This window comes from Terrimonas pollutisoli, assembly GCF_029360765.1.
GTDB lineage: Bacteria > Bacteroidota > Bacteroidia > Chitinophagales > Chitinophagaceae > Terrimonas_B > Terrimonas_B pollutisoli.
Genome location: NZ_JARKNA010000006.1, coordinates 74,397 through 98,262 on the forward strand (window position 1 = coordinate 74,397; position 23,866 = coordinate 98,262).

The 23,866-nt window shown below is 40.3% G+C and carries 23 protein-coding genes and 1 pseudogene; 15 read left to right on the top strand and 9 right to left on the bottom strand.

The window, feature by feature from the left end:
- The first annotated feature begins 45 nt into the window (after nt 1–45).
- Nucleotides 46–5,514 (top strand): AAA domain-containing protein, encoded by a 5,469-nt coding sequence (locus P2W73_RS12755; protein WP_276502432.1) that lies wholly within the window; start codon nt 46–48, stop codon nt 5,512–5,514.
- A 64-nt stretch (nt 5,515–5,578) separates the two neighbouring features.
- Here P2W73_RS12755 and P2W73_RS12760 read toward each other — a convergent pair.
- Both P2W73_RS12760 and P2W73_RS12765 read right to left on the bottom strand, forming a co-directional pair.
- Nucleotides 5,579–5,964 (bottom strand): annotated as a pseudogene (locus tag P2W73_RS12760) (LytR/AlgR family response regulator transcription factor).
- Nucleotides 5,954–6,160: a hypothetical protein gene (locus tag P2W73_RS12765; RefSeq protein ID WP_276502434.1), complete on the bottom strand. Its 207-nt coding sequence runs from the start codon at nt 6,158–6,160 to the stop codon at nt 5,954–5,956. The pseudogene P2W73_RS12760 and the gene P2W73_RS12765 overlap by 11 nt, the downstream one beginning before the upstream one ends.
- Before the next feature lie 295 nt (nt 6,161–6,455).
- Between P2W73_RS12765 and P2W73_RS12770 the strand changes: the two genes are divergently transcribed.
- The 5 genes from P2W73_RS12770 (at nt 6,456) to P2W73_RS12790 (ending at nt 9,914) form a co-directional block, all read left to right on the top strand.
- A complete protein-coding gene (locus P2W73_RS12770) occupies nt 6,456–7,076 on the top strand; it encodes a transposase (RefSeq protein ID WP_276502435.1) in 621 nt (206 codons plus the stop codon).
- Between the two features lie 169 nt (nt 7,077–7,245).
- On the top strand, nt 7,246–7,875 hold the full coding sequence (locus P2W73_RS12775; protein ID WP_276502436.1) for a hypothetical protein: 630 nt from the start codon (nt 7,246–7,248) through the stop codon (nt 7,873–7,875).
- Between the two features lie 58 nt (nt 7,876–7,933).
- On the top strand, nt 7,934–8,770 hold the full coding sequence (locus P2W73_RS12780) for a hypothetical protein (RefSeq protein ID WP_276502437.1): 837 nt from the start codon (nt 7,934–7,936) through the stop codon (nt 8,768–8,770).
- An 89-nt stretch (nt 8,771–8,859) separates the two neighbouring features.
- Nucleotides 8,860–9,630 carry a glycoside hydrolase family 25 protein gene (locus P2W73_RS12785; RefSeq protein ID WP_276502438.1) on the top strand — a complete coding sequence of 257 codons (771 nt, stop codon included), beginning with the start codon at nt 8,860–8,862 and terminating at the stop codon, nt 9,628–9,630.
- 65 nt (nt 9,631–9,695) lie between these two features.
- Entirely contained in the window at nt 9,696–9,914 is a 219-nt protein-coding gene (locus tag P2W73_RS12790; RefSeq protein ID WP_276502439.1) for a hypothetical protein, read from the top strand.
- Nucleotides 9,915–9,966: 52 nt separating this feature from the next.
- Here P2W73_RS12790 and P2W73_RS12795 read toward each other — a convergent pair whose 3' ends face one another.
- The 3 genes from P2W73_RS12795 to P2W73_RS12805 all read right to left on the bottom strand — a co-directional run bounded on the left by P2W73_RS12795 (nt 9,967) and on the right by P2W73_RS12805 (nt 11,802).
- Nucleotides 9,967–10,767: a hypothetical protein gene (locus P2W73_RS12795; RefSeq protein ID WP_276502440.1), complete on the bottom strand. Its 801-nt coding sequence runs from the start codon at nt 10,765–10,767 to the stop codon at nt 9,967–9,969.
- A gap of 93 nt (nt 10,768–10,860) precedes the next feature.
- Entirely contained in the window at nt 10,861–11,307 is a 447-nt protein-coding gene (locus tag P2W73_RS12800) for a YybH family protein (RefSeq protein WP_276502441.1), read from the bottom strand.
- Between the two features lie 102 nt (nt 11,308–11,409).
- The gene (locus P2W73_RS12805; RefSeq protein WP_276502442.1) at nt 11,410–11,802 is read right to left on the bottom strand and encodes a MerC domain-containing protein; all 393 of its coding nucleotides are present in this window, start codon (nt 11,800–11,802) and stop codon (nt 11,410–11,412) included.
- Nucleotides 11,803–11,948: 146 nt separating this feature from the next.
- Here P2W73_RS12805 and P2W73_RS12810 point away from each other — a divergent pair, with 146 nt between their 5' ends.
- Nucleotides 11,949–12,539, top strand: coding sequence for an SCO family protein (locus tag P2W73_RS12810; protein WP_276502443.1), 591 nt, complete (start codon nt 11,949–11,951; stop codon nt 12,537–12,539).
- Nucleotides 12,540–12,547: 8 nt separating this feature from the next.
- A complete protein-coding gene (locus P2W73_RS12815; RefSeq protein WP_276502444.1) occupies nt 12,548–12,961 on the top strand; it encodes a Fur family transcriptional regulator in 414 nt (137 codons plus the stop codon).
- A gap of 533 nt (nt 12,962–13,494) precedes the next feature.
- On the opposite strand, the gene P2W73_RS12820 is transcribed toward P2W73_RS12815, so the two are convergent.
- Together P2W73_RS12820 and P2W73_RS12825 are read right to left on the bottom strand one after the other, a co-directional pair.
- A complete protein-coding gene (locus P2W73_RS12820) occupies nt 13,495–15,225 on the bottom strand; it encodes a M3 family oligoendopeptidase (RefSeq protein ID WP_276502445.1) in 1,731 nt (576 codons plus the stop codon).
- A gap of 69 nt (nt 15,226–15,294) precedes the next feature.
- Entirely contained in the window at nt 15,295–15,909 is a 615-nt protein-coding gene (locus P2W73_RS12825) for a DUF5606 family protein (protein ID WP_276502446.1), read from the bottom strand.
- Between the two features lie 127 nt (nt 15,910–16,036).
- Here P2W73_RS12825 and P2W73_RS12830 point away from each other — a divergent pair, with 127 nt between their 5' ends.
- The 5 genes from P2W73_RS12830 to P2W73_RS12850 are packed head-to-tail and all read left to right on the top strand — an operon-like array spanning nt 16,037 to nt 20,850.
- Nucleotides 16,037–18,913 carry an outer membrane beta-barrel protein gene (locus P2W73_RS12830; RefSeq protein WP_276502447.1) on the top strand — a complete coding sequence of 959 codons (2,877 nt, stop codon included), beginning with the start codon at nt 16,037–16,039 and terminating at the stop codon, nt 18,911–18,913.
- Between the two features lie 30 nt (nt 18,914–18,943).
- Nucleotides 18,944–19,516, top strand: coding sequence for an RNA polymerase sigma factor (locus tag P2W73_RS12835; protein WP_276502448.1), 573 nt, complete (start codon nt 18,944–18,946; stop codon nt 19,514–19,516).
- 45 nt (nt 19,517–19,561) lie between these two features.
- Nucleotides 19,562–19,912, top strand: coding sequence for a hypothetical protein (locus P2W73_RS12840; RefSeq protein ID WP_276502449.1), 351 nt, complete (start codon nt 19,562–19,564; stop codon nt 19,910–19,912).
- Nucleotides 19,909–20,421, top strand: coding sequence for a Spy/CpxP family protein refolding chaperone (locus tag P2W73_RS12845; protein ID WP_276502450.1), 513 nt, complete (start codon nt 19,909–19,911; stop codon nt 20,419–20,421). The genes P2W73_RS12840 and P2W73_RS12845 overlap by 4 nt, the downstream gene beginning before the upstream one ends.
- Nucleotides 20,422–20,454: 33 nt before the next feature.
- Nucleotides 20,455–20,850, top strand: coding sequence for a DUF4890 domain-containing protein (locus tag P2W73_RS12850; RefSeq protein ID WP_276502451.1), 396 nt, complete (start codon nt 20,455–20,457; stop codon nt 20,848–20,850).
- 69 nt (nt 20,851–20,919) lie between these two features.
- Here P2W73_RS12850 and P2W73_RS12855 read toward each other — a convergent pair whose 3' ends face one another.
- Together P2W73_RS12855 and P2W73_RS12860 are read right to left on the bottom strand one after the other, a co-directional pair.
- On the bottom strand, nt 20,920–21,675 hold the full coding sequence (locus P2W73_RS12855) for a LytR/AlgR family response regulator transcription factor (protein WP_276502452.1): 756 nt from the start codon (nt 21,673–21,675) through the stop codon (nt 20,920–20,922).
- Nucleotides 21,676–21,690: 15 nt separating this feature from the next.
- Complete coding sequence (locus P2W73_RS12860) at nt 21,691–22,749, bottom strand: sensor histidine kinase (protein WP_276502453.1); 1,059 nt, start codon at nt 22,747–22,749, stop codon at nt 21,691–21,693.
- Between the two features lie 105 nt (nt 22,750–22,854).
- On the opposite strand from P2W73_RS12860, the gene P2W73_RS12865 reads away from it, so the two are divergent.
- A complete protein-coding gene (locus P2W73_RS12865; protein ID WP_276502454.1) occupies nt 22,855–23,283 on the top strand; it encodes a DUF1761 domain-containing protein in 429 nt (142 codons plus the stop codon).
- A gap of 57 nt (nt 23,284–23,340) precedes the next feature.
- A complete protein-coding gene (locus P2W73_RS12870; RefSeq protein ID WP_276502455.1) occupies nt 23,341–23,859 on the top strand; it encodes a hypothetical protein in 519 nt (172 codons plus the stop codon).
- The last annotated feature ends 7 nt before the right edge of the window (nt 23,860–23,866 follow it).

The following is a 23,866-nucleotide window of genomic DNA, read 5'->3' on the forward strand; positions in this document are numbered from 1 at the left end:
AAGGCTGGAAGAAAATTATAAATTTCAAATTATCTATTTCCGTCTATGGAAACGCAAAGAATAGTTTTTCATCAATTTTTGGAAACAGCATTCGACAATGGCAACTATGCCACCGATGATGTGATCGCTTTTGTAATGCCATTGTTTGAAGAAGTGCTGGGTTTTCATGAGGCGGGCCTGGTTGCGCCTTTTGAAAAAGAACATACTCTATTTATTTCCGATAACCGGTTGGATATTGATGAACAATGGGCACATAACCCGGTTACTGCAAAGAATAAGCTAAAAGAGCTTTTCGCTTCTTTTCAATCAAAACAATTTGACATTGTTGGCAAAACAAAAATGGAGGCAGATGTAGATGAAGGCACTTATAGAGTAGAGAATATGCTGGTGCATTTTAACAGCAATGAAACCCTGCAGTATCCCGCTTTTATCAAAGGCTATAATTGTTTCGAAGTAATAGTTGGCCATCATGATGCGCAAACCGATATTTTTTGCCTGGGACTTGTATTGGGAAGCATGGCCCTTGGCCTCGACCTCAATGATGAGGAAGATTTAAAAATGTTTGTAGAATATCGCCGCAACCCTGTTCAGTATAACCATCGCATCCATCCTACTATCAGTTCGTTGATAACCGAAATGACGGAGCTGGATCGGCATAAACGTACCCCGGACTTGTATGATGTAATTCACCGCTTACAGCATTACCGTGATTACGATCCTGAAAAGCAAACAGACCTTAGCAATGTGGCGGGATGGGTGAATAAAGAACTGAAAGAAAGAAGCCAGTTCATTTTAAATAAACTTCGCAATCGCCTCTTCGATACCAGCCGCCGCAACCGGCTTTTGTTTTACAAACCCAATATGCGTTTTGTAAATCTGACCGTTAGCAGTGTACCGATGGTCTTGCATTATCAAAGCATCCGACCTGATCTGTTATTTACCTGGAACAGTGATGTGTCTTCAAAAGTGGCGGGTATGAAAGAAATAGTGCTGAATAAGTATTTGCGTTTTGAAGACCACCAGTATCTGCCATCTGCTTTGGATAAAATAAGAGTGGAAAGCCAGCGGGATGTACAGGAGTATGGTTTCAGCCAATTAAAATTAGTGATCACTTTTTTAAACTGGCACAACCTGAAGGAAGATGCTCAGGAAAGAATTCAAAGCCCATTGTTGCTGATCCCTGTTGAATTGAAAAAAACAAAGCGGTTAAAGGAAGATCATTACACCATGAAGGTGCTGGATAATGCAGCAGAGGTAAATCCTGTATTGGCTAATCAGTTAAGAGAATTGTATGGAATTAAACTTCCCGACTTTGTTGACCTGGATGACATGAGCCTGGAACAGTTCTACCAGTTATTGAAGCAGCAAATAGACGAGGCTAACCAGGGCATACAATTGCAATACATTGATAGGCCAAGAATAAAATTGGTGCACAGTGTGGCAAAGCAGACAGTCACCAATTATAAAAAAAGACTGAAGCGTAGCGGTGGCCAGCTGGACAGTTATAAAAACATATCCTACAGCTACCAGCCCGAACATTATAAGCCGCTTGGACTTGAGATTTTTAAGCAGCGAATCGAACCACGGGCCACCTTCCTGGAATTTTTGGTGAGTGAGGATATTAAAATAGCATCACAGCAACTGACCGGTAATAATGTAAAAGAAAGGGAGTTGTTTGAAATGACAGATAGTGAAAGCAATCCTTACAGTTGGGACTTCGATCTGTGCAGTATTGTGCTGGGTAACTTCAATTATAAAAAGATGAGTCTCGTAAGGGATTACAATCATGTAATTGATAATAAAGTGCAACATGGGGTATTTGAATCCTTATTCAGTAATCAGCCTAAACAAACAAAAGAATATTCATTTGACCTGAACAAGCCGGATGACTGGCATCATGTAATAACCGCTGACCCCACACAAACACAGGCCATCCTGCAAAGCAGAACCGGGGATAGTTATATCATACAGGGCCCGCCGGGCACGGGCAAGAGCCAGACCATTACTAACCTGGTCGCCGACTTTGTGGCAAGGGGAAAGAGTATTTTGTTTGTATGTGAAAAAAGGGCGGCATTGGATGTAGTTTATCATCGGTTAAAACAAAATGGCTTAGATGAGTTGTGTTGTTATATTCACGACAGCCAGGGCGATAAACGGGAGTTCATCAAAAACCTTAAAGCTACCTATGAGGATTTCAGCAGGAATAAAATGGACCTGAAAGGCATCCAGGCCAACCGGACGGCACTGCTGCAAAAAATGAATGAGCAGATTCAGTTGTTACAGCGATTTCATTTGACCAATACATCTCAACCGGGTGAAGCGGGCATAGAGATTCGGAAACTTATTGATCGCATAATCGAGCTCAAACCAAATATTGTACAGCTTCAACCCAGGCAGCAGGAGCTATTGCCGGCTTACAATGATTGGTTGCAGTTTGGTGAAACCATTCAGCAACTAAGCGATGCGTTGGAAGAAACCGGGGCCGATGCTTCCTTTGCGGAACATTCGCTGAGTAAATTAAATGACGCAGTTTTTATTGCTGATAACCCGCTGAACTTATTAGATAGTTTAGTACAACATACAAAAAACCTGCTGAATGAAATAAACACCATTACTAAAGAATGTAATATCGACACACAACATTGTGAACACCTGGAACAGGTGAAGAACCTGGTGCAGGATGCCATACTGCTGCAACCGCTGGCTGAACATGATAACCTGCAACTGGTAGATACTAATAACCCTGCGGCAAAAGACTTTGATGAAAAGATAAGCCGGTATAAGCAATTAAAACAACAACACGAACAGGCGAAACAGATTAATGCCAATTGGAAAACTAAATTCAGCGAACAGGATACAGTGAATGCCATTGCACTGGCGGAAAAAAATGAAAAATCTTTTCTCGGTTTGCTCAACGGGTCCTGGCGAAGGCTGAAAAAGCAATTGAAAGAAAGTTATGATTTTTCGGCGCATCATGTAAGGCCTTCGTTTAGCAGTATCCTGCAACAATTAAAGGCGGAATATGAAACGGCAACAACTACTTTACAAAGTAAGGAGCAGTTGCAACAACAGTACCGATTAGATAATATTGATACAACTTACCTTGGGATTGAAGTATTACGTGGCAAAAAAGGAGACAAAGAAATTGATTACCTGCTGGCACATCTCGATGCCAACAATATTGTAAAGCGTTTGTATAAGGTCAATAATACGCTTCACCAGTTAGAGTTGCAGCTACAACAATGTTTACATGATTATGCCGGTAAGCCTGTAAGAATTATACAGGATGACCTGGAGAGCATCGCCATGAATGCGGATAGTTTGCAAGATTTGTTGCCGGCGCTGAAACAATACGCCGCCTTACCAGTTGCAGTTAAAAAAGCTTTGCGCAATATACCTCTCACCCCCTTGCAGGCTGAAGCAACAATGGCCCACAAAACATTGCAACAGTTTTATCAGCAAAACAAAACCTTCGCCGGTACTGATGTGAATGCTATTGAAAAAGCCGTACACCAGGTACAGCATTGTTATAAACAGTTATTAAAACTTAACGCCGGGCTGATCCGTGCATCTATCCGTCAGCGATTTATTGGCCATGTGGAAATTAGTAATACCGCTCTTAGCCAGTTGAATCCTGAACAAAAGCAATTCAAAAAAAATTATAACGAAGGCAGGAAGATACTGGAGAATGAATTTGGTAAAAGCATGCGCTACAAAAGCATCAGGGAGCTCAGCGCTAAAGAAAGCGGCCTTGTATTAAAAGATATCAAGCCTGTTTGGCTGATGAGCCCACTAAGTGTGAGCGACAGCCTGCCGCTTGATACCAACTATTTTGATGTAGTGATATTTGATGAAGCCAGCCAGATAACATTGGAAGAAGGCATCCCTTCATTATATCGTTCACCGCAAACCATTGTCGTGGGAGATGACAAGCAAATGCCGCCCACTAATTTTTTTACGGCCAAAGCCGAAGACCCGGATGATTTAGAAAGTTTTCAGAATGAAGAAGAGGACGAACTACTGAGCGCCGATGCTGACAGTTTATTGGTGCAGGGCTCCCGCAAACTGAGCAGTACAATGCTGAGCTGGCATTATCGCAGCCATTATGAAACACTGATTAGCTATAGCAATCATGCTTTTTATGAAGCGGGTTTGCTAACCATTCCGGACCGGACCATTCATCATAAAGAAAAAAGAATTATTGAAATCACAAAACCTGAGGAGGCGGAGGGTTATGCCGATTGCCTCTACGACAGGAGCATCAGTTTTCATTTTCATCCCAACAGTGTGTATGAAAAAAGGAATAACAGCAACGAAGCGGCATACATTGCTAACCTTGTACGTGAATTGTTGAAACGAAAAGTAAAAGAAAGTATTGGTATTGTAGCTTTCAGCCAGGAGCAACAACATACCATTGAAGATGCATTGACCGCATTAGCGCAAACGGACAAGGAATTTGAACAGCTGTTGGAAGAAGCTTATAACCGGACGGAAGAAGACCAGTTTGTCGGCCTTATCATCAAGAACCTGGAAAATATACAAGGCGATGAACGGGATATCATCATCATGAGTGTGTGTTATGGTTTTGATGCCCGTAAAAAGATGCTGATGAACTTTGGCCCCATTAATAAAAAAGGTGGCGAGAAACGATTGAATGTGATCTTCAGCCGGGCAAAGAAACATATGGCGGTTATCAGCAGTATTCAGTATCATCATATCACCAACGAGTATAATGAGGGTGCCAATTACTTCCGTCGGTTTTTGCAATATGCCGAAAATGTAAGCGGCGGTAATATGCAAACGGCCAGAACAATATTGGATAGCCTGGTGGTCAATAAAAAGGAAAACGGAAGCCTGGCAAATACAACGGTTGTGTTGAAAGAAATAAAACAACGATTAGAAAGACAAGGTTACGAAGTGACAGAACAGGTCGGCCAGTCTGACTTTAAATGTTCATTGGCTGTAAAGGCAAAGCCAGGCGATGAAGAATATACGTTGAGCATATTAATAGATGATGAGAGGCATTATAACAATGCAAACCTTGTAGAACAATACTATCAGCGTCCGGCGATATTGCAATCATTTGGCTGGCGCAGCATGCATGTATTTGGCAAAGACTGGCTTCAGCAACCGGAGAAAGTGATGGAGCAAATTGAAAAACGCATCAAAGAAGAACCTGTGGCAGAAATTACCACAGAAGAAATTACTGAACCGGCTGGAGTTGTTGAAGTTGAACAAGAACTAACTAGACAAACGGAAGAAAGAGCAACCACCCAGGCTTTAAGTATGCCCGGTTTTGAAAATGTGGAATTTGAACGATTGGTATTTACAGATGCTACAAGTAATAAGTTTTGGGAAGCAGCCGTACAGGATGATAAACTTATTGTACGCTATGGGAGAGTGGGAGCCAAAGGCCAGGTGCAGGTAAAAACATTTGCTGATGCCGCTACGACTGCAAAAGAGAAAGAAAAGATGGTGAAGGAAAAATTGGGGAAGGGGTATAGGATTGTTTGAGTGTATCCGTGTAAATCTTTCCAATCTGTGTCCTGAGCTAATCGAAGGATCCGTGTTCTAATTTTTAGCCCAGCACTTTCATTACCCCATTTCTATATAGCTTACCAATAGGTATCTCTGTTTTATCAATCTCAATTAACTCAGCCGTGAAAGTTTTTATTTTTTGCAGTGACAGGATGAATGAGCGATGGATACGGATGAAATTTTTTCGGACAACATCGCTTCTAAGGAACTAATGGACTGTTTGGTGATAATGACTCCATTGCTAGTAACTATTTTCACATAGTCCTTCATGCTTTCTATATAGCTGATATCCTGCAACATCACCTTTACCATTTTTCTATCAGCTCTGTCGAAAGGACTTTTCGTTTTTTGATGATACCAGGCGATTACTGATGACTCCAGCGCTTTTTTCAATTTCATTTTTACCGCCCTTTTTTCAGGATTCATTGGTGTAAAAGCTTATCACATGATTTTTTGGTGAGTTAATATTAGTTTCCACCACCCAATAGCCTATTTCTGATACCCAGGCAGGAAATTTGGGTTTTCCCTTTTGTTTTTTAATGGTGTTTAACTGAGCAAATAAGCCAACTGAAATCAGGATAAGGGCAATTAAAATCACGCTGGCTTTAATTTTTTGTTTCATAATAAAAGGTTTAGGTTAATGATGTTTGCCTGATAGTAAAGCTACCCTCGCTATAGCTTGATAATTTTGATTTTAGACTGAATTGTCCTCGTCGCTGGTAGAATAGATAATTAAGCAGACGAAAGAAAATAACCCCTAAAACATATCCTTTATCGTCGACAAAAGGAAAAATCAGGTAAAAACCAGCTGGATGAGGTTTAAAATCGCCTAGTTATACACATTTTTAAATATTTGGAACAGCATTTGGTAGATGAAAGCCGAAAAGTTTCAGGTGAGAAACTATAAAATGTGAAACATGGGTACCGAGCACTCACAAGGCAAACATGCCTGTTATTTTATCACTTTTAATACCGTGGATTGGGTAGATGTTTTTATCCGCCCGGTATACAAGCAGGTGATAGTGCATACCCTCAATCATTTTATTGATAATAAGGGACTGATGGTTCACGCCTGGTGCCTCATGACCAATCATCTTCACCTGTTGGTACAAGCCAAAGAAGGGTACGTGGTGGCGGAGATTGAAAAAGAATTTAAGTCTTTCACTACCACTAAGATCCTGGAAGCCATCGATACTGAGCCAGCAGCAAGAAAAGACTGGATGCTGAAGCGATTTGAAAACTTCGGAAATATGCTGGGGCTGTTGAAGAAGTTCCATGTATGGCAAAGTTCCAGCAACCCTGTTTTTTTTGACTGCAGGAAAATGGATACACTCCTTGAACAGTTTTCATTTATCCATGATAACCCTGTAAGGGACCGTTTTGTCGACACCGCTGTTGATTATCCTTATAGCTCTGCAAGAGATTATGCGGGAATGAAGGGCCTGGTAAATGTTACCAAACTTCCTACCGTAGAACAACAATTGGCTGCAGCAGAAAGCTTCAATAGCCATTTCTTTGTAAAGTATATCCGCAATTAATTTTTCTTTTTGTTTTCCCCGCCTTTTAAACCTGTAGCCGCTTAACAGGTCTTTAACTGTATACAACAATAACCTCCACTGAAAATCAAAAGATCAAAAGATTGATCGCAGCAAAAATTGTTACTGCTGCGAACAGGGGAGAATTTTTTAAAACAAAAAGAAACATACCATGAAAACAGTAAAAACAGTTTTGACAACATTTGTAGCAACAGGCGTATCTATTTTTTCTTTTGCACAAGTGAATCTTGGCCTGCATTCAACTACCCAGGCTGCAGCAAATGCAACAGCATCTACAACGGCCGCTGCAAAAGCAACAACAGTGGCCAGCCAGGTAACCTCTACTACAGCAAATGCAGGTCTTACAAAGGCCGCTACGGTGAAAGCTAACACTGCTTCAACAGTTAACAATAAAACACAACAGACCGCAACTTTAGCAACAGGCGCAAAAAATGAAACCAAAAAAGCAGCTTCTGTTAATGCTGAAGCCAATGTTTCCTCTTCTGCCGCCGTACAAGCTGGTAATAGTGATAATTACATTAATAGCAATAGTTCAGTAAAGGCAGGTACTAATGCAAATATGCAAGGAGGCAAACTGGTTGACAAAGCGGACAATACAGTCGCCGAAACAGCTAAGACAAGTGCTGATGCTGTAAAATCAGTTAAAGGAAAAGCTGCTTCAGAAATTAAACCCGGATTAAACACGGTGAAAGAAGCAGCTACCTCGCAGAACACAGAGGCAGGAGCAAAAGTGAGTGCACAGGCTAGTGCAACTGGTAAAGCCGCTGCAGGAAACAAATAAACTTTAAACCTCTCAAAAGACTCATGCCTTCGGGTATGAGTCTTTAAAATCAATTAACATGATGCGTACCCTATTTCAAAACACTTTAGCAGTTGCTCTATTCTTCGTTTACACTAATTCGATAAACGCCCAGGCTGATTCTACCGGTAGTAAGTTGAGTTTTAAAATCGGAACTTACTACAACAGTAATCTCAACTATTATGGCAGAACAGACAGTCTTAAAAGTAGCGGCGTATTTCCTATGGCAGAGTTATGGCTGAATAACAAATTTTATGTGAATGCCGCTCCGATTTTTACTTCTAATAAAAGCAACAGTGTCGAATATGCCGGTGCTGTAACAACTGCGGGGTTTTTATACAACAACGGTAAATCGGTCGCCCATGTCTATTTAATGAAACCAATTTATAAAGACAATAGCCAGTTAGTGCAGTCGGCATTAAAGGCGCAAACGGCGTTCAATTATACCTGGCTGAATAAAATTGTGAATGTTACTTTAGGAGGCGACGTTAAGTTTAGTAATAGTACCGACTTTGGTGCTACAGCTGGTCTCGATCATATTTTCAGAAAAGAACTGAATAAAGGAATATTGATTGTCGATCCATCGGTATATCTCTATGCCGGCACGCAAAAATTTACAGAAACCTACAGGCAAAAGGATAATACACCTTTATTTCCCGGTCCTGATCGCATTGTCACCGAAGAAGTAAAAAAGTTTTCGATCCTGTCTTATGAATTTTCTGCCCCTGTGATTTATAGCTTGGGTAAGTTGATGTTACTGGCCACACCGGCGTATGTTATTCCGCAAAACCTTGTCCAGGTTGAAAACAGACCCGACCTTTCAGAAAGGGGAGAAAAGCTGTTTTACATGACAGTTGGTGCAAAAATCAGTTTTTAAAAAAGGCGTCGTTTCGTAGCACAAATTAACAGTTTGCCAAGCTGCCAGGTTTTATATTTGCTAACTATTAGCAAAGCTATCGCACCTTCATGTCATCCCGCCAGAAAAAAAAACTTGCTTATTGGATACTCACTCTTACTTTTTTAGCCATTATTGCTTTAGGGGGTTGGTTATTGTTTCAATGGCTTATTTATAGAAAAGCCAGGTTTACCCGTTACCCGGAATTTGGAATTAGCATACCAACCGAGTATGCTATACATGGAATTGATGTATCACGATATCAAAACGTAATTGCGTGGGAAGAAGTAAAAGAAATGAAGGTTGATAATATACAAATGGGATTTGCTTTTATAAAAGCCACGGAAGGAGTTGGCAATGTTGATCCGCAATTTCACCGGAACTGGCGAAAAGCAAAAGGCAATGAGATTGTCCGCGGCGCCTATCATTTTTTTATAGCGAGTAAGGATGGAAAACTGCAGGCCGAAAATTTTATTAAGCGGGTGGAGTTGCAACCAGGCGATCTTCCGCCTGTGCTGGATGTAGAACAGCGGAACGGCGTTTCGAAAGCACAACTTCAAAAAGAGGTGAAAAAATGGCTGGATGTTGTCGAAAATTACTACAAAGTGCGGCCATTGATTTATACCAACGTGGATTTTTATAAGCAAAACCTCGGAAGTGATTTTGATAAATACCCTTTATGGGTAGCTCATTATTATGAACAACAACAACCCCGGATTACCCGGGACTGGAATTTTTGGCAACACAATGATGGCGGCAGTGTAAATGGTATTGTTTCCAAGGTTGACTTTAATGTGTTTAAAGGCGACTCAGTAGAATTTCGCAGTCTTCTTATTCCATAATAGTATGCTATTACCATTAGCTTTGAGGAAATATCAAAGCGTACGTTTTGATATAAACTATTTGTATGGAACAAGGATGGGACCCGGAAGTAAAAAAGTATTTTCAGAAAATCATGAATACAATTGCTCTTGGACTTTTCTGGCTGATGGCGGTTTTAACGGCAGGTTTATATTTTGGCCTGGCCTATCATCCTAATGCCCTGTATTCGATTCTCTTTTATATCGGTTTTGTGGTGAGTCTTTTTCTTTTGCTTCGTTATTATTATCGAACCTGGAGAAAATAGTTTTTAGAATTAAAGCTCAATTGATCTTCGGCTTACAAAGTATACAAAGACATTATTTACAATTATACAGATAGCGGCTGGCAAGTTTGCCATCGAAATACCATTCAGACAAATTTTCTTTATCATCTGGTTTATAGCTTAACGGAAATTCATCGCCATCGTCCAATATATTGACCACATTATTACTACTCATAAACAGCGGAATTACTTCACCCGTTACTTCTTCCATAAATATGAAGTCAAAAAATAATGCATGCGATTTTGCAAGGTAATTTTTATTAGCGTCGTACGCATAGTTAAATGTTTCATCTAAAGAACTGCCCGACGCATACGAAGTTATCGACTGAATGATATTATCTCCTGTATAGGTGTAGGTAGTGGTTTCGTACAACTTATATTGGCTGGTGACAACATCGTAATAGCTTACTTCAAATTTTACCAACCTGTTCCCCGAATAAATAAAGTCATCTTGTTCGTAGGGGATGGTTTGGTTACTAAAGCTATAATATTTCTTTATGTTTTTCAGATTGCCGTCGCTATTATAGGTGATTACGTCATAGGCATCTGGCTGCTGTGAACCTGCATCATAAAAAGTTCTCTTAGTAATCCTATCATTATTGTAATCGAAAATAACGTGGCCGTCTGCATTCGAAGCCTTTGTGACTTTACCATTAGTGTTTGTATAAACCAGGCTATCTGTAAGAATACCCGTTTCAGTAAAATAATAAGCCCTTGCTAATTGACAATTTGCATCCGGACGGGTGGTTTCAGATGGCTCTTTTTGACAAGAGCTGATCATTACCAGTAAAACAGCAAACACAAAAAGTTTTGACAGGGTAGAAGTTTTTCTCACAATAATTGGTTTGGTGGAGCTCAAAAGTAAAAATGAGATGCCGGGAATCCCAATAAAACAGAAACTATTTGAATAGTGGCAGTATTGGTGTTGCTAACTGCTATGATCGGCAATAATTACCCACCGGCCCTTTATCTTTTTTAAAAGTAATGTGTAATGCCCGCTCAGGTCGCCGATGCTGCGTTGCAAATGCCATTTGCCAATTATATGAAAATATTGAAAAGAAAGCCGTTTTACAGAAATTATGTCAAAGGACAATTTTCCCATTGCCGTGGTATCAGGGTAGTTTTTTTTATAATTATTGAGCGTATTGGTCCAGCCATAGGTAACGCCGTTTTTTCCAATAAACATTAGCGAATCGCTTTCCCAATAGGTTTTCATAAAACTGTCAATGTCACCGCGGTTCCATGTTTCGGTTTGATCAGCTAACAATTGACGAACCTGTATTTCGTCCCCGCCTGCCGGTCGGGCAGGTTTTGACTGGGCGCAACAAAAATTTGCAAGAAGAAGAATAAGAAAAACGGGTAAATACTTTTCCATATTTAATGAATAAGTATTGAAAATAAACTAAAAAAGGGAATGAAGTTTTGTGGGTGCAAGTCAATTCAAAGGACTTTTTATTGTTCCCCTTTAGGGGCAGGGTTAGTGATTACAATCATCGGCATGAGCATGATTGTGTACCCGGCAAAAACGATAATTAAAAACATGAGCCGATACAATGAGAACGACCGCAGGAATGAGCAACCATGTTTCGTAATGGATAAAAAAAAGTTTCAGGACTAATAATACTATCCCGGCGCTGAACAATATAAATGGCAGTTTGCTATGATGATGCCGCTTAAATCCATGGTATAACGAATAAGCCCCAATTGCAAAAGCTAATAAAACCATTCCGGTCTCAAATGCCAGGTTATGTATAATATTAACACCGAACAAAGGCAAAAAAGAAAAGAATAAGGGCAGGATGGCGCAATGAATAGCACAGGCGACTGACATGGTGATACCCATGGCGTCCCAATTGATTCCAGGTTTCATAAGTGGGCAAAAGTAGGGAAAAGCAACAGTGTTGCAAAATTGATTTATTGAAAGAAAACCAAATTTTTAACTGCCCTTTTCAACCAATTCTGAGCCTGATTTAAAATCATTTTATCATCGGTAACTTTGCCACTTATTGAAATAATATGTCGAAAAAAGCGCTGGGTTATTCCATTTTCTTTGTTGCATTGATCATTATTTTTTTCCTGGTGGTAAGGCCCTGGATCAAAAAGAATGATACTATTTCCGTTGTTCAACCTTTTGCATTTGTAAACCAGGATGGAAAAACGGTAACCGATAAAGACGTGGAAGGAAAAGTGTATGTAGCGGAGTATTTTTTTACAACCTGCCCGGGTATCTGTCCCGAGATGAATACCAACATGAAAAAAGTGTACGAAAAGTTTAAAGATCAAAAGAATTTCCTGATCCTTTCGCATACATCCGACCCGGAAAGAGATTCTGTGCCGGTTTTAAAAAGGTATGCAGATTCTTTAGGCGTAAACACGGCGAAATGGATTTTCCTGACGGGCCGCAAAGACAGCCTTTACACGACCGCAAGGGTTAGCTATACTATCGATGATCCGGCAAATAACTTGAAGAATATTGATGACGATTTTTTACATACACAGTTTTGGGCTTTGGTAAAAGATGGCGAAGTAAAGAAAGTGTACGATGGGCTGAAGCAAAGTGAAATCAATGCCATGATAAAAGAAATTGAAAGAACATTGAAACTATAATATTTCCTATGACTCATAACATCAAAGAAATATTAAAACGAAGCCAGTTAAGTGTGACAGCCAGCCGCGAAAAGATTCTCCATCTTTTCCTGGAACAGGAAGGAGCTTTGGCACATGGAGATATTGAAAAAAAGGCCGGAGAAAAATTTGATCGGGTAACGGTTTATCGCACACTGCAGACTTTTGTAGAGAAAGGAATCATCCATACTATTCCTACCGCTGATAACTCTATCCGCTACGCCTTGTGTAAAGATGATTGTGCAGAGGGTCATCATCATGATCACCACATTCATTTTGTATGTACTAATTGTAAGAACACTTACTGCCTGGATGATATCGTAACGCCTGATATCAGACTGCCGAAGGGATATACCTCCTCGCATATTGAAGTAGTGGTGGAAGGGATTTGTAAGAATTGCTAAAACCTATACCCCTGTCACCTGAAGGGGAACTTAGACAGATGAATCTGTTCAAAATGTAAAAGACTTGTTAGCTGAAATATGTAATAAGTTTCAATTGAGAGGAACATTTATTATTTATTGATCCTTTATATTTTTCAGAGATTACAGGTATGGGAAAGTACTAAAGGAAATTCAAATCACTCTCATCATAATTTAGTTGAAACAATATTTCCGGGCACTTAAGAAAGCCAGATCCTGTATAGCCAGTGCCGGTATTGATAACGAAAGTGAATTTATTGGGAATGATTCTATGCAGTTTTAATTAATGCGAAGCCATCAACAAGCCGCAATTTCAAAAAGAAGACACTGTGACCTAAGTTCTCCGCCGCGGCGGAGACAGGGGTTAAAAAAAGCCCCCGTGTAGAAACACGGGGACTTAGGTTAAGGCTCTGATTAGTAGCTATTTTATAATGAGTTTATCTTTTTTCGAATCCAAATGTAGTATGAGTATTTGATATTTCCGAATTTACGGCATACCACATTTGGGGTATTTTTTAATTTTTCCCTTGAATATTATCTAACTCCTCTTTTACAAAGGCCATCAATCCGCTGATGTATTGGGGCGAAAAATTAAACTCCAACCCTGCTGCCTTAAATAATTCCGGTAAAGTACGGGTTCCTCCCAGGTCTAAAGCAGCGATGTAATTGTCAATGGCCTTCTCAGGATTTTGTTTGTACTGTTGCCACATACCGATAGCGCCTAACTGGGCAATGCCATACTCGATATAGTAAAAAGGAACCTCGAAGAGGTGCAACTGGCGTTGCCAGCCGTAAATTCTGTATTCGTCCAGTCTCGAAAAATCAATCACCGGTGACGAAAACTCGTTGAGTATCCGAAGCCAGTTGTCGGCCCGCTCCTGGTCTGTGTGATTGGGGTTTTCATATACCCAGTGCTGGAATTTGTCAATAGTAGCTATCCAGGGAAAAATGGTAATTACTCTTTCCAATTGCTGTTCTTTAGCACGATTTAATTCTTCCGTATTATTAAAATACACCTGCCAGTGATTCATGCTGAACAGCTCCATGCTCATGCTGGCTACCTCGGCTATTTCGGTAGGATATTCTTTAAAGCCATTCAGCTCCAGATCATGTGACAAAAATGAATGAACAGCATGTCCGCCTTCATGCACCATCGTAGTAACATCATCAAACTGTCCAGCCGCATTCATAAAAATAAAGGGGGCACCGGTTTCAGCTAATGGACAATTGTAACCACCGGGAGCTTTTCCTTTCCGGCTTTCCAGGTCAAGGTGACCCATGGCTCTCATCTTTTGCAGGCAATCGCCAAAGAACGGCCGGAGCTGGTTGAAACAAGCTATTGTTTTTTGAATAAGCTCTTCACCGGTTTTAAAGGGACGCAGGGGTTCTATGCCCGCTGGTTCTGCTTCAAGGTCCCAGGGTTTGAGTACATCAAGGCCCAATTTTTCTTTTTTGGTTTCATAGATCTGGTTCACCAGCGGCATGACATGCAGTTTTACCGCTTCATGAAACTGGTAACAGTCTTCTTTTTTATAATCAAATCGACCCAATTCTACAAACCGGAAATCTCTATAATTAGGAAAACCTGCATTTAAGGCAATTTGATTTCTTTTCTGAACCAGCGTGGAAAAAAGGTCGTTCAAATCTTTTTTATCCTGCAGCCTTCTTTCACTGATTTTGCGATATACTTCTTCACGCACTTGCCGGTCAGGGTCTTCCAAAAATTTGGTGGCTTGTTGCAAGGTATATTCTTGTCCATTTACCTCTACGGTCATTTTACCGGCAATCATTCCAAATCGTTGTGCTTCCACATTCATTTCCGCTTGCAGGGGAATGTTAGCCTCACGAAAAAGATCGATATTCTTTTTAACATTACGCAGGTAGGTAAAAAATTTCTTCTGATCTAACCCTGCTGTTAGGGGCGACGCAATCAGCTTTTTGTTTAGTTTATCCGCATAAGGCTGAATCTTTGGTTGAATTTCCATCATGAAAAATGTGAATGCCTGTTCCAGTTCTTTATTTTCTGTATCGCAGGTCATTTTTATTTGTCGCCAGCAGGCATCTTCGCTGATTGCGGCTTCCACTTCATTTACATCTTTTAGCCATTGTTCCAATTCTTGGGCTGTCCCGAAATTTCTTTCTGACAATTCTTTAAAAAACGGTTCGATAGATGACCAATCTTTTAAAACAAAATTTTCAGGTAAAAACTGGCGGGAAACTTTTTTTATGTCAGCACTGTAAGTCATAGCCTGGTTTTTTAAATATAAAAGCTACCCCAATCATTGCTCAGGGTAGCTCAATGAAAAAACAATTGATTATTTCTTTTTAGGAGCAGCTTTCTTTTTGGGAGCTTCTTCACTAGTGAGCTTGGCCGAACTATCTTCCGTGGTTTTTTTTGCGGCTGCTTTTTTCTTTACGGGCTTTTCCGTTGCTTCTGTTGTTGCTTCTTTTTCAGCTTTTGCAGGAGCCGATTTTTTTGCTGCTTTCTTAGCCGGCTTTTCTGCTTCCACTTCTTCTTCTACTGCCACCGGTTCTTCTTCCGGCACTTCAGACAGTTTTATTTCAACATTTTTTTTCTTCAGGATATCAAACCATTTTACCATCTTTTTCAAATCGCTGGCATATACCCTTTCAAAATCCAGATCGGGATATGTTTTCTCGAAATATTTTTTGACTACAGCATTATCCTTTCCGTCGGGCAATGAACCGCCTGCTTTTTCCATGGCCTGAAATATTTCTACCAGGTTTACATTTTCACGTATTGTATAAACTTCGATGCTTTCAAGGTGTGAAAAATTATGAATGCGTGATGAAGCAAATTTGGTACTGTTATCTTCCAATGAACGAACAATGGCTCCGTCCGACTTACTATTTACAAGTTCATACAAGCCGGGCAAGCCGGTTACTGCTACAAGTTTACTATACTCCATATTCTTCGAATGATTTTAAGAGGCGCAATATACTGAGAATGTTAAAACATGAGGGTTTGAAAATGTGAAAATGGAAAAACGAAGGTTATTGACTGATTCAACGTCCTATGTTGAGTAACATTTATTTATGAAGCAAATTCGACTTTTATTCATTGTCTTGGGTTTTTCAGCATCGGCTCATTCTCAGAGCATTAAAGGTAAACTGCTGGATCTGGTGGACAATAAACCACTTGCAGGGGCTACATTGACATTGACACCTGTAAAAGGTTCCAGCCAGGTGAAAAAAGCCGTTTCTGATCCAACAGGTGTATTTGCTTTCCAGGGACTTTCATTAGACTCTTTTTTCCTAAACGTGAGTTTTATCGGTTATGAAGAGTATAAACAAATCGTCGCTATCAATGATTCTATCCGTGATATTGATCTTAAAACCATTTTTGTACCCAAGTCGACCGTACAGTTGGGTGGCGTTACCGTAACCGCTAAAGCTGCTCCGGTTATTCAAAAAGGGGATACAACTCAGTTCAGTGCCGGTCAATTCAAAGTGAATCCTGATGCAACTACTGAAGATTTAATTAAAAAAATGCCCGGCATTACCGTTGATAAAGACGGAACCGTCACTGCGCAGGGTGAACAGGTAAAAAAGGTCACTATCGATGGAAAAGATTTTTTTGGCGATGATGCTTCTGCAGCGCTGCGTAATCTGCCTTCTGATATCGTTGACAAAATCCAGGTATTTGACAGGCTTAGTGACCAGGCACAGTTTACCGGTATTGATGATGGCAATTCTGTCAAGGCTTTGAATATTGTTACTAAATCGGGTATTAAAAATGGTCAGTTTGGCCGTGTGTATGCAGGTGTTGGTACTGATGGCCGCTATGCAGGCGGTGGAAATGTAAGCACATTTACCGGTGACCGCAGGCTGTCATTAGTTGGCAATTTTAATAACATTAATCAACAAAATTTTGGTTCGCAGGATTTACTGGGTATAACCAGCAGTGGTGGCGGTAATCGTGGCGGAGGGAACTTTGGTGGCCGTGGTGGTGGCGGTAATCGCGGTGGCCGGGGCGGTGGCGGCTTTGGCGGGAGTGAAAACTTCCAGGTGGGTCAGCAAAGTGGTATCAGTAAAACCAATGCAATTGGCTTAAACTATTCTGACAAATGGGGTAAAAAGGTAGATGTGAGCGGAAGTTATTTCTTTAATAATAGCAATAACGCAAATGATAATTTAGCCCGGACAGAAACGAAGCTCGATGACGGAAGATCTTTGTTTAATAACCAAAGCTCCTTATCACAAAGCAAAAATTACAACCATCGTATCAATATGCGCCTGGAGTACAAAATAGATTCAGCCAACTCTATTATGATTATGCCGAGTTTAAATTTTCAGAAGAACAGATCTTTGTCCTCGTCCTATGAAAATTCATTGTATGGACTGGATGACACTCTCAATACTTCTACCAGTGACAGAAGTGTGCAGCGGGAAGGTTATAACCTGCGGAATAATATTCTTTATCGTCACTCATTTCGAAAAAGGGGAAGAACTTTTTCCGCCAGCTTTAATACCACGTTTAATAAAAACGATGGTGAAACGTACAGTACCGCTCACTATCGGTTTTTTGAAGATGCGGGGGTAAGAGATTCTTTGCAAAATCAGTTTACCGACAATCCCACAAATGGTTATACTCTTTCGGGCAATATTAATTACACGGAGCCATTGACTGCAAAAAGTCAATTACAGTTCAACTATTCACCTTCGTATTCAAAAAATAGTGCCGACCAACAAACTTTTGAATATGATCAACTGGGCGGTAAGTACACGACTTTCAAGGAAGCACTTTCTAATAAGTTTGACAATACTACCACCACCCACAATGGCGGAATAACGTATAGATTGGGAAACAGCCGCGATAACCAGTTTGCCGTTGGATTGAGCTTACAATATTCCAAACTGGAGAGTGACAGGATATTTCCAACAGTAACAAACGTAGATCAATCTTTTACCACCATCTTGCCTAACCTGATGTGGAGTAAAAAGCTTGCTGCGAAAAGTAATGTTCGTGTTTTCTATCGGGCCAGTACTAATTTTCCCAGCGTAACTCAATTGCAGGACGTCGTGAATAACACAAATGAGCTTCGTAAAAGTATGGGTAATCCTGACCTGAAGCAATCGTATAATCATTTTCTGTCCGGCCGTTATACATTTACCAATACGATCAAAGGACAAAGCTTTTTCGCCAATATCTTTTTACAGGCACAGCAAGACTACATCACCAACGCCACTTATATAGCTCAACAGGATTCAGTAATACAAGCTGGCAGTATTCTGAAAAAAGGAGCACAATTGACCAAACCTGTAAACATGGATGGGTATAAAAGCTTCCGCTCTTTCTTTACGTTTAGTCAGCCGGTTAAATTTATCAAGTCCAATCTTAACCTGAGTTCTGGTTTTTCTTATTCCAAACTCCCGGGTTTGATTAATAATGTAAAATCTATGACAGATAATTATACTTATTCAGCCGGTATTGGTTTATCAAGCAATATCAGCGAATACATTGACTTCAACCTGTCATACAATGCTAACTTCAACAACGCCAAAAGTTCTGTTTCTGCCAACACGAAATATATAAACCAGTCTGCGGGCATTCAAACCAATTTCCTGGCAAAGAGTGGGTGGTTTTTACAAAATGATATCAGCAATCAAACCTATACAGGTATGTCGGATGGCTTTAATCAAAGCTACTGGCTGTGGAATGCCGGTATAGGAAAGAAATTCCTGAAAAACCGGGCGGCAGAATTGAAACTGTCCGTTTTCGATCTGTTAAAGCAAAATCAAAGCATCAGCAGAACAGTTGAAGCCAACTATATTGAGGATTCGCAAAGCAGGGTATTGCAGCAGTATTTTATGCTCACTTTTACCTACAACCTGAAAAATTTTGGTAAGGGCCGAAACTCCCGAATGGATATGCAGAGAAGAGGCGACAGGCCTGAAGGATTTTTTCCGTAATATCGCTGTAAACCATAGTTTGGCTTTGTAATGAATGAGTGGACACTTATAGAACAGCTAAAACAAGGGGATGAGGCTGCCTTTAAGACTATTGTTGATACCTGGGAAAACATGGTTTATAATACCGCTTTGGGCATCGTTCAAAATGCCGAAGACGCTGAAGATATAACCCAGGAAGTTTTTGTACAGGTGTACCAATCGATCAGTTCTTTTAAAGGAGATTCAAAATTTTCTACCTGGCTTTACCGGATCGCCGTCACCAAATCGCTGGATCATGAGAGAAGAAAAAAAAGGAAAAAGCGATTTGCATTTGTCCGTAGCTTGTTTGGCGAAGACAGCGAGGTGGTGATTAATCCGCCGGATTTTAATCACCCCGGTGTGATGTTGGATAAAAAAGAAGACGCTGCCACTCTTTTTAAAGTGATTAATCGTCTTCCGGAAAACCAGCGGATTGCTTTTACGCTTCACAAACTGGAAGGGCTCAGTTACCAGGAGGTGAGTGACATCATGAAAACGACCCTTTCATCCGTGGAGTCCCTGATGCACAGGGCCAAAACCAATCTTCGAAAAGGTCTGGAAGAGCATTATAAAAGCAAAACCTAGCCAAAGCAAAAGTTTTTTGACCAACAAACGTCAAATTATACAGATATGAAGCAAAGAAATGACATAGAAAAAAGAGTGGAAGAGACGCTGAACAGCCTGGATGGTATTCAGCGGGCTATGCCTCAACCCTGGCTTTTTTCCCGAATTAAAAAACGGTTGGCGGAGGAGGAAGATAGAACGGTTTGGGGTGCAGTAGGCGGCTTTTTGGGGAAACCTGCCATAGCTATTGCGGGGCTTTGTTTTATTTTGATGGTAAATGTTTTCCTGGTTTTTAATAACCAGCAAAAAGAAAATACAGCGACTTTTTTTTCCGCCCAGGCTGATCAGTCTATGGACAGTGAATCATTGATTGCGAGTAGCAGCAGTTTTGATTACGAAACCCTTTTACAGCCATGAGTACACCCACCAATAGAAATTTACTGATCATTATTGGTGTATTATTGATCACCAATGTTGCCATGCTGGTTTATTTTTTAAATGATAACAAGTCGGTGTCGGCTAAACCAGCAGAACAAGCAAAGGATAGGACGGGCGTAGCGGAAATGCTGCAGAAAGAAGTAGGTTTTAATGAAGAGCAAATAACGAAATACAAAGCGTTTAAGGAAAAACAGAAGGAGACCATCAGGCCCATGTTCGATGATATGCGCAGGGCTAAAGACAGTTTGTTCAGGTTATTGAGTTATCCTGAAACCAGCGACTCTTTGGTGAGTAAAGCCGCCGATATTATAGCGCAAAGGCAGAAAGCCCTCGATCTGCAAACCTTTAATCATTTTAAAAGGGTTCGGACCTTATGCACTCCCGAACAGCAGGCGAAATATGATTCGATGGTAATAAAGATGTTTAGCAAAATGGGTCGTCCCCAACGACACGGCGATACAGATAAAAAAGAAAAACAGGATAAGTAATTCGAAACTCTTTTTGAAAATAAAAATAGACATATGAAATTTAAACATGTTTTTGTACTAGCTCTTATAATAACAACTTCTGTTTCAGTCAATGCCCAGGGCGGCTTTCGTCGTACTGTTGAAGAAAGAGTAAAAGCGGTGCATGAAAAGATGGACAGTGTGTTTAAATTGGATGCAGACAAGCAGGCAAAAGCAGATACCGTATTTGCGAACTATTACAGGCAACAGGATAAGTTAAGAGAAGAAATGAGAAGTGGCGGTGAAAGACCAGATTTCCAGGCAATGCGGGAAAAAATGCAGCCGATGATCGAAGCAAGGGACAAAGAGTTGAAAGCAATTCTGTCGGAAGACCAGTTTAAAAAATGGAAAGAAGAAATTGAACCTTCAATGATGCAGCGTCGCGGTGGTGGCGGTGGCAACAGGCAATGATAGTTTTTTTGGGTTAATGGTAGTTTCTCAAGCCCGGGTGCAATGGTAAAACAAAGTTCCCGGGTTTTTTTACTGTCCCATCCATTCTTTAAAAGCTGCTACGTTTTCCTGGCTGATAATTATTTCATCGCTGATAGCGGGTTCCAGCTCCAGTTGAAGTTTGCTCTTTGGATATGACTTTATTTTTTTGATCGCATTTTGATTCACAAAATATTTCCGGTTGATGCGATAAAAAAAGGTGGGGTCCAGCTGTTTTTCTATTTCTGACAGTGATTGGTCCAGTATATATTTCTGGTTCTTATTATCCACCATGCAAACTAGTTTGTGCGTAGCGTAGAAGTAAGCAATATCATCTGTTTTTATACTCACATAATCCATACCTCGCTTTACTAAAAATCTCTTTTTGTAGCCATGATCTGCCGGGTGACGATGCCATTGCTGCAGGTGTTGGAAGTTGGTAGTAAAATGCTGTTTTAGTTTATCATACTTATTTAAGGCAATCTCCAGCTTTTCCTGCTTTACAGGTTTTAAGAGATAATCAATGCTGTTATGTTCAAACGCCTCCTGCCAGTATTCATCATAAGCAGTGCAGAAAATAACCGGGCTTTTGATGTTTACTGCGTCAAATATTTTAAAGGATGACCCATCGCCCAACTCAATATCCATAAAAAGCAATTCGGGTTGCGGGTTCTGCTGCAACCAGGTTATAGAAGACTGTACACTATTCAACACAGCCACCACATCAATGGAAGGATCTATCTTTTGAATGGCTTTTATCAATTTTTCTGCAGCCGGTTTTTCGTCTTCAATGATTATGACTTTCATTGTTTACCCAGTTGGTTATAAAATTTTTAATACCGGTAATATAACAATAAACAGGTTTTCCTCTTCGCTTACAATAATCTCTTTACGGGTTGTGAGCTTATATCTTTCCAGCAGGTTTTGCAAACCAATTTTGGAGGAAGGTTTTCGTAAGGTTTTTTTGCGTACGGGGTTGCTTACCCATAGTTCATCATTTTGCAATTGAATAGTAAAAACTAATGGCTGCGTTGCTGAAAACTCGTTATGCTTAATAGCATTTTCTGCCAGCACCTGAAGCGATATCGGCGGAACAAGATAGCGTTGCAGGGCCATTTCTTCAATACCCAGTTTCATTTGAACAGCGTTGTCGAAACGGATATTTAGTAATGAAAAATAATTTTGTAAGAAGAGCACCTCTTCTTTTAATAAAACAAGATCACGGGCTTTGTTTTGTAAAATATAGCGATAGACATCGGCCAGGTTATCGTTGAATAATTTGGCCTTGGCAGGTTTTTCTTCAATCAGGTGGCTAAGCGTATTCAATGAATTAAAGATAAAATGCGGGTCGATTTGATTTTTTAAAGCTTCCAGTTCCGCTTCAGCTTTCGTTCTTTCCAGCTGTTCATTTTTTATCATTTCACTTTCTGTTTCCTTTACCAGGAAAACAGTTTCATAAACATGTGTAATAAAAACAACGGCAATCAGGATGATCAGTGTTGACTGCCCTACTACGTTCCAGTCAATTTGGCGATTGCCAAAAAAATTATACCATCCGACCAATAGCAATACGCTGACAGGAATGGTATAAAAAATAATGCTAAACAACAGTACCAGTATTTTTTGAAGCGGCTTATTGTACCAGTCAAAATAGCTTCGCAGGGTATAGTGCAGGTAACGATTGCCCTGCCACACGATGGCGGCAATACCGATCGTATATAGAAAGCTGAGTTTTACCTGCCAGTTTGAAAAATTGAAGGAATTGATCATTCCCGTTATTAAAGGAATAACGATACCAAAAGCAGGGATCAATATCAGCCGGAAACCAATATCGTTTACATATGAACCTTTTTGATTGGTCTGTTGCTTTTTTATATTCATCACCTCTTTTTCCACCCTTGTTCGGTTTTCATTTGCAATGTAAAATTTAGAAAATAGATTCGATAAACCACTTTATTCAACCACCTAAATTTTTGTATTATGGATATGGGAAGCATTAATTGGCTGGCCGTATTAGTCGCCGGCATTTCATCATTTGTTGTTGGCGGCATCTGGTATTCCCCGGGCTTATTTGGTAAGGCCTGGATGAAGGATAACAATTTTACCGAAGAGAGTATCAGGAAGGGAAACAAAGGGAAGATATTTGGTTGGACCTTTATTTTTTCACTGTTAATGGCGGCCAACCTGGGCATGTTTCTCGCTGATGCACCGGCGGATTGTCCTGCGAATTGCGTCGTAAAAACAGATATAAGCTGGGGAGCTACTGCAGGTTTCCTGGCTGGTATCTGGACATTTTGCGCTATTGCCATTCATAGTCTTTTTGAGCAAAAACCCTGGCGGCTTATTCTCATCAACGGATTCTATAGCATTGTATCGTTAGTATTAATGGGAGCAATCATTGGCCTGTGGCGATAAACAGGGATAAGTGAATCAGCATTATAGTTATCGATGCTGTCTTTTGTAAAAGCGATTATGAAAAAATTACTTTCGCTACTGATATTTTTTAGCATGGCTTTGTTGGCGACGGCACAAATGCCTTGCAGTGCTCCACAATATCGCCAGTTCGACTTTTGGATAGGCGAATGGGAAGTGTTTGGAAAAAATGGGAAAAAAGCCGGCGACAGTAAGATCAGCCTGGTATTGGATAGTTGTATTATTCTTGAAGAATGGACAAGTGCCTCAGTCGGTAAGGGCGTTCGTTATGCCGGCAAAAGTTTTAATACCTACAATGCTGTTACTAAGCAATGGCAACAAACCTGGGTAGACAATGTTGGCGGCAGTACTGAATACCTACAAGGCAGGTATGAGAATAACAAGATCATTTTTAAAACAAACCCATTTCCTCTTGCAAAAGATACGATGGCTGTTCGCCGGTTAACTTTTTTTGACAAGGAAAAAAATACTGTGCGGCAATTAGGCGAAATTTCAAAGGATAATGAGCTGACATGGACAACAGAGTATGACCTGGAATACAGGCGTAAGAAAGAATGAATGGTAG

Bases quoted from the DNA above. Each gene is read 5' to 3' on its own strand.
- P2W73_RS12755 (WP_276502432.1), top strand. From the start codon at position 46: ATGGAAACGCAAAGAATAGTTTTTCATCAATTTTTGGAAACAGCATTC.
- P2W73_RS12765 (WP_276502434.1), bottom strand. From the start codon at position 6,160: ATGAAACAAAAAATTAAAGCCAGCGTGATTTTAATTGCCCTTATCCTG.
- P2W73_RS12770 (WP_276502435.1), top strand. From the start codon at position 6,456: ATGGGTACCGAGCACTCACAAGGCAAACATGCCTGTTATTTTATCACT.
- P2W73_RS12775 (WP_276502436.1), top strand. From the start codon at position 7,246: ATGAAAACAGTAAAAACAGTTTTGACAACATTTGTAGCAACAGGCGTA.
- P2W73_RS12780 (WP_276502437.1), top strand. From the start codon at position 7,934: ATGATGCGTACCCTATTTCAAAACACTTTAGCAGTTGCTCTATTCTTC.
- P2W73_RS12785 (WP_276502438.1), top strand. From the start codon at position 8,860: ATGTCATCCCGCCAGAAAAAAAAACTTGCTTATTGGATACTCACTCTT.
- P2W73_RS12790 (WP_276502439.1), top strand. From the start codon at position 9,696: ATGGAACAAGGATGGGACCCGGAAGTAAAAAAGTATTTTCAGAAAATC.
- P2W73_RS12800 (WP_276502441.1), bottom strand. From the start codon at position 11,307: ATGGAAAAGTATTTACCCGTTTTTCTTATTCTTCTTCTTGCAAATTTT.
- P2W73_RS12805 (WP_276502442.1), bottom strand. From the start codon at position 11,802: ATGAAACCTGGAATCAATTGGGACGCCATGGGTATCACCATGTCAGTC.
- P2W73_RS12810 (WP_276502443.1), top strand. From the start codon at position 11,949: ATGTCGAAAAAAGCGCTGGGTTATTCCATTTTCTTTGTTGCATTGATC.
- P2W73_RS12815 (WP_276502444.1), top strand. From the start codon at position 12,548: ATGACTCATAACATCAAAGAAATATTAAAACGAAGCCAGTTAAGTGTG.
- P2W73_RS12820 (WP_276502445.1), bottom strand. From the start codon at position 15,225: ATGACTTACAGTGCTGACATAAAAAAAGTTTCCCGCCAGTTTTTACCT.
- P2W73_RS12825 (WP_276502446.1), bottom strand. From the start codon at position 15,909: ATGGAGTATAGTAAACTTGTAGCAGTAACCGGCTTGCCCGGCTTGTAT.
- P2W73_RS12830 (WP_276502447.1), top strand. From the start codon at position 16,037: ATGAAGCAAATTCGACTTTTATTCATTGTCTTGGGTTTTTCAGCATCG.
- P2W73_RS12835 (WP_276502448.1), top strand. From the start codon at position 18,944: ATGAATGAGTGGACACTTATAGAACAGCTAAAACAAGGGGATGAGGCT.
- P2W73_RS12840 (WP_276502449.1), top strand. From the start codon at position 19,562: ATGAAGCAAAGAAATGACATAGAAAAAAGAGTGGAAGAGACGCTGAAC.
- P2W73_RS12845 (WP_276502450.1), top strand. From the start codon at position 19,909: ATGAGTACACCCACCAATAGAAATTTACTGATCATTATTGGTGTATTA.
- P2W73_RS12850 (WP_276502451.1), top strand. From the start codon at position 20,455: ATGAAATTTAAACATGTTTTTGTACTAGCTCTTATAATAACAACTTCT.
- P2W73_RS12855 (WP_276502452.1), bottom strand. From the start codon at position 21,675: ATGAAAGTCATAATCATTGAAGACGAAAAACCGGCTGCAGAAAAATTG.
- P2W73_RS12860 (WP_276502453.1), bottom strand. From the start codon at position 22,749: ATGAATATAAAAAAGCAACAGACCAATCAAAAAGGTTCATATGTAAAC.
- P2W73_RS12865 (WP_276502454.1), top strand. From the start codon at position 22,855: ATGGGAAGCATTAATTGGCTGGCCGTATTAGTCGCCGGCATTTCATCA.
- P2W73_RS12870 (WP_276502455.1), top strand. From the start codon at position 23,341: ATGAAAAAATTACTTTCGCTACTGATATTTTTTAGCATGGCTTTGTTG.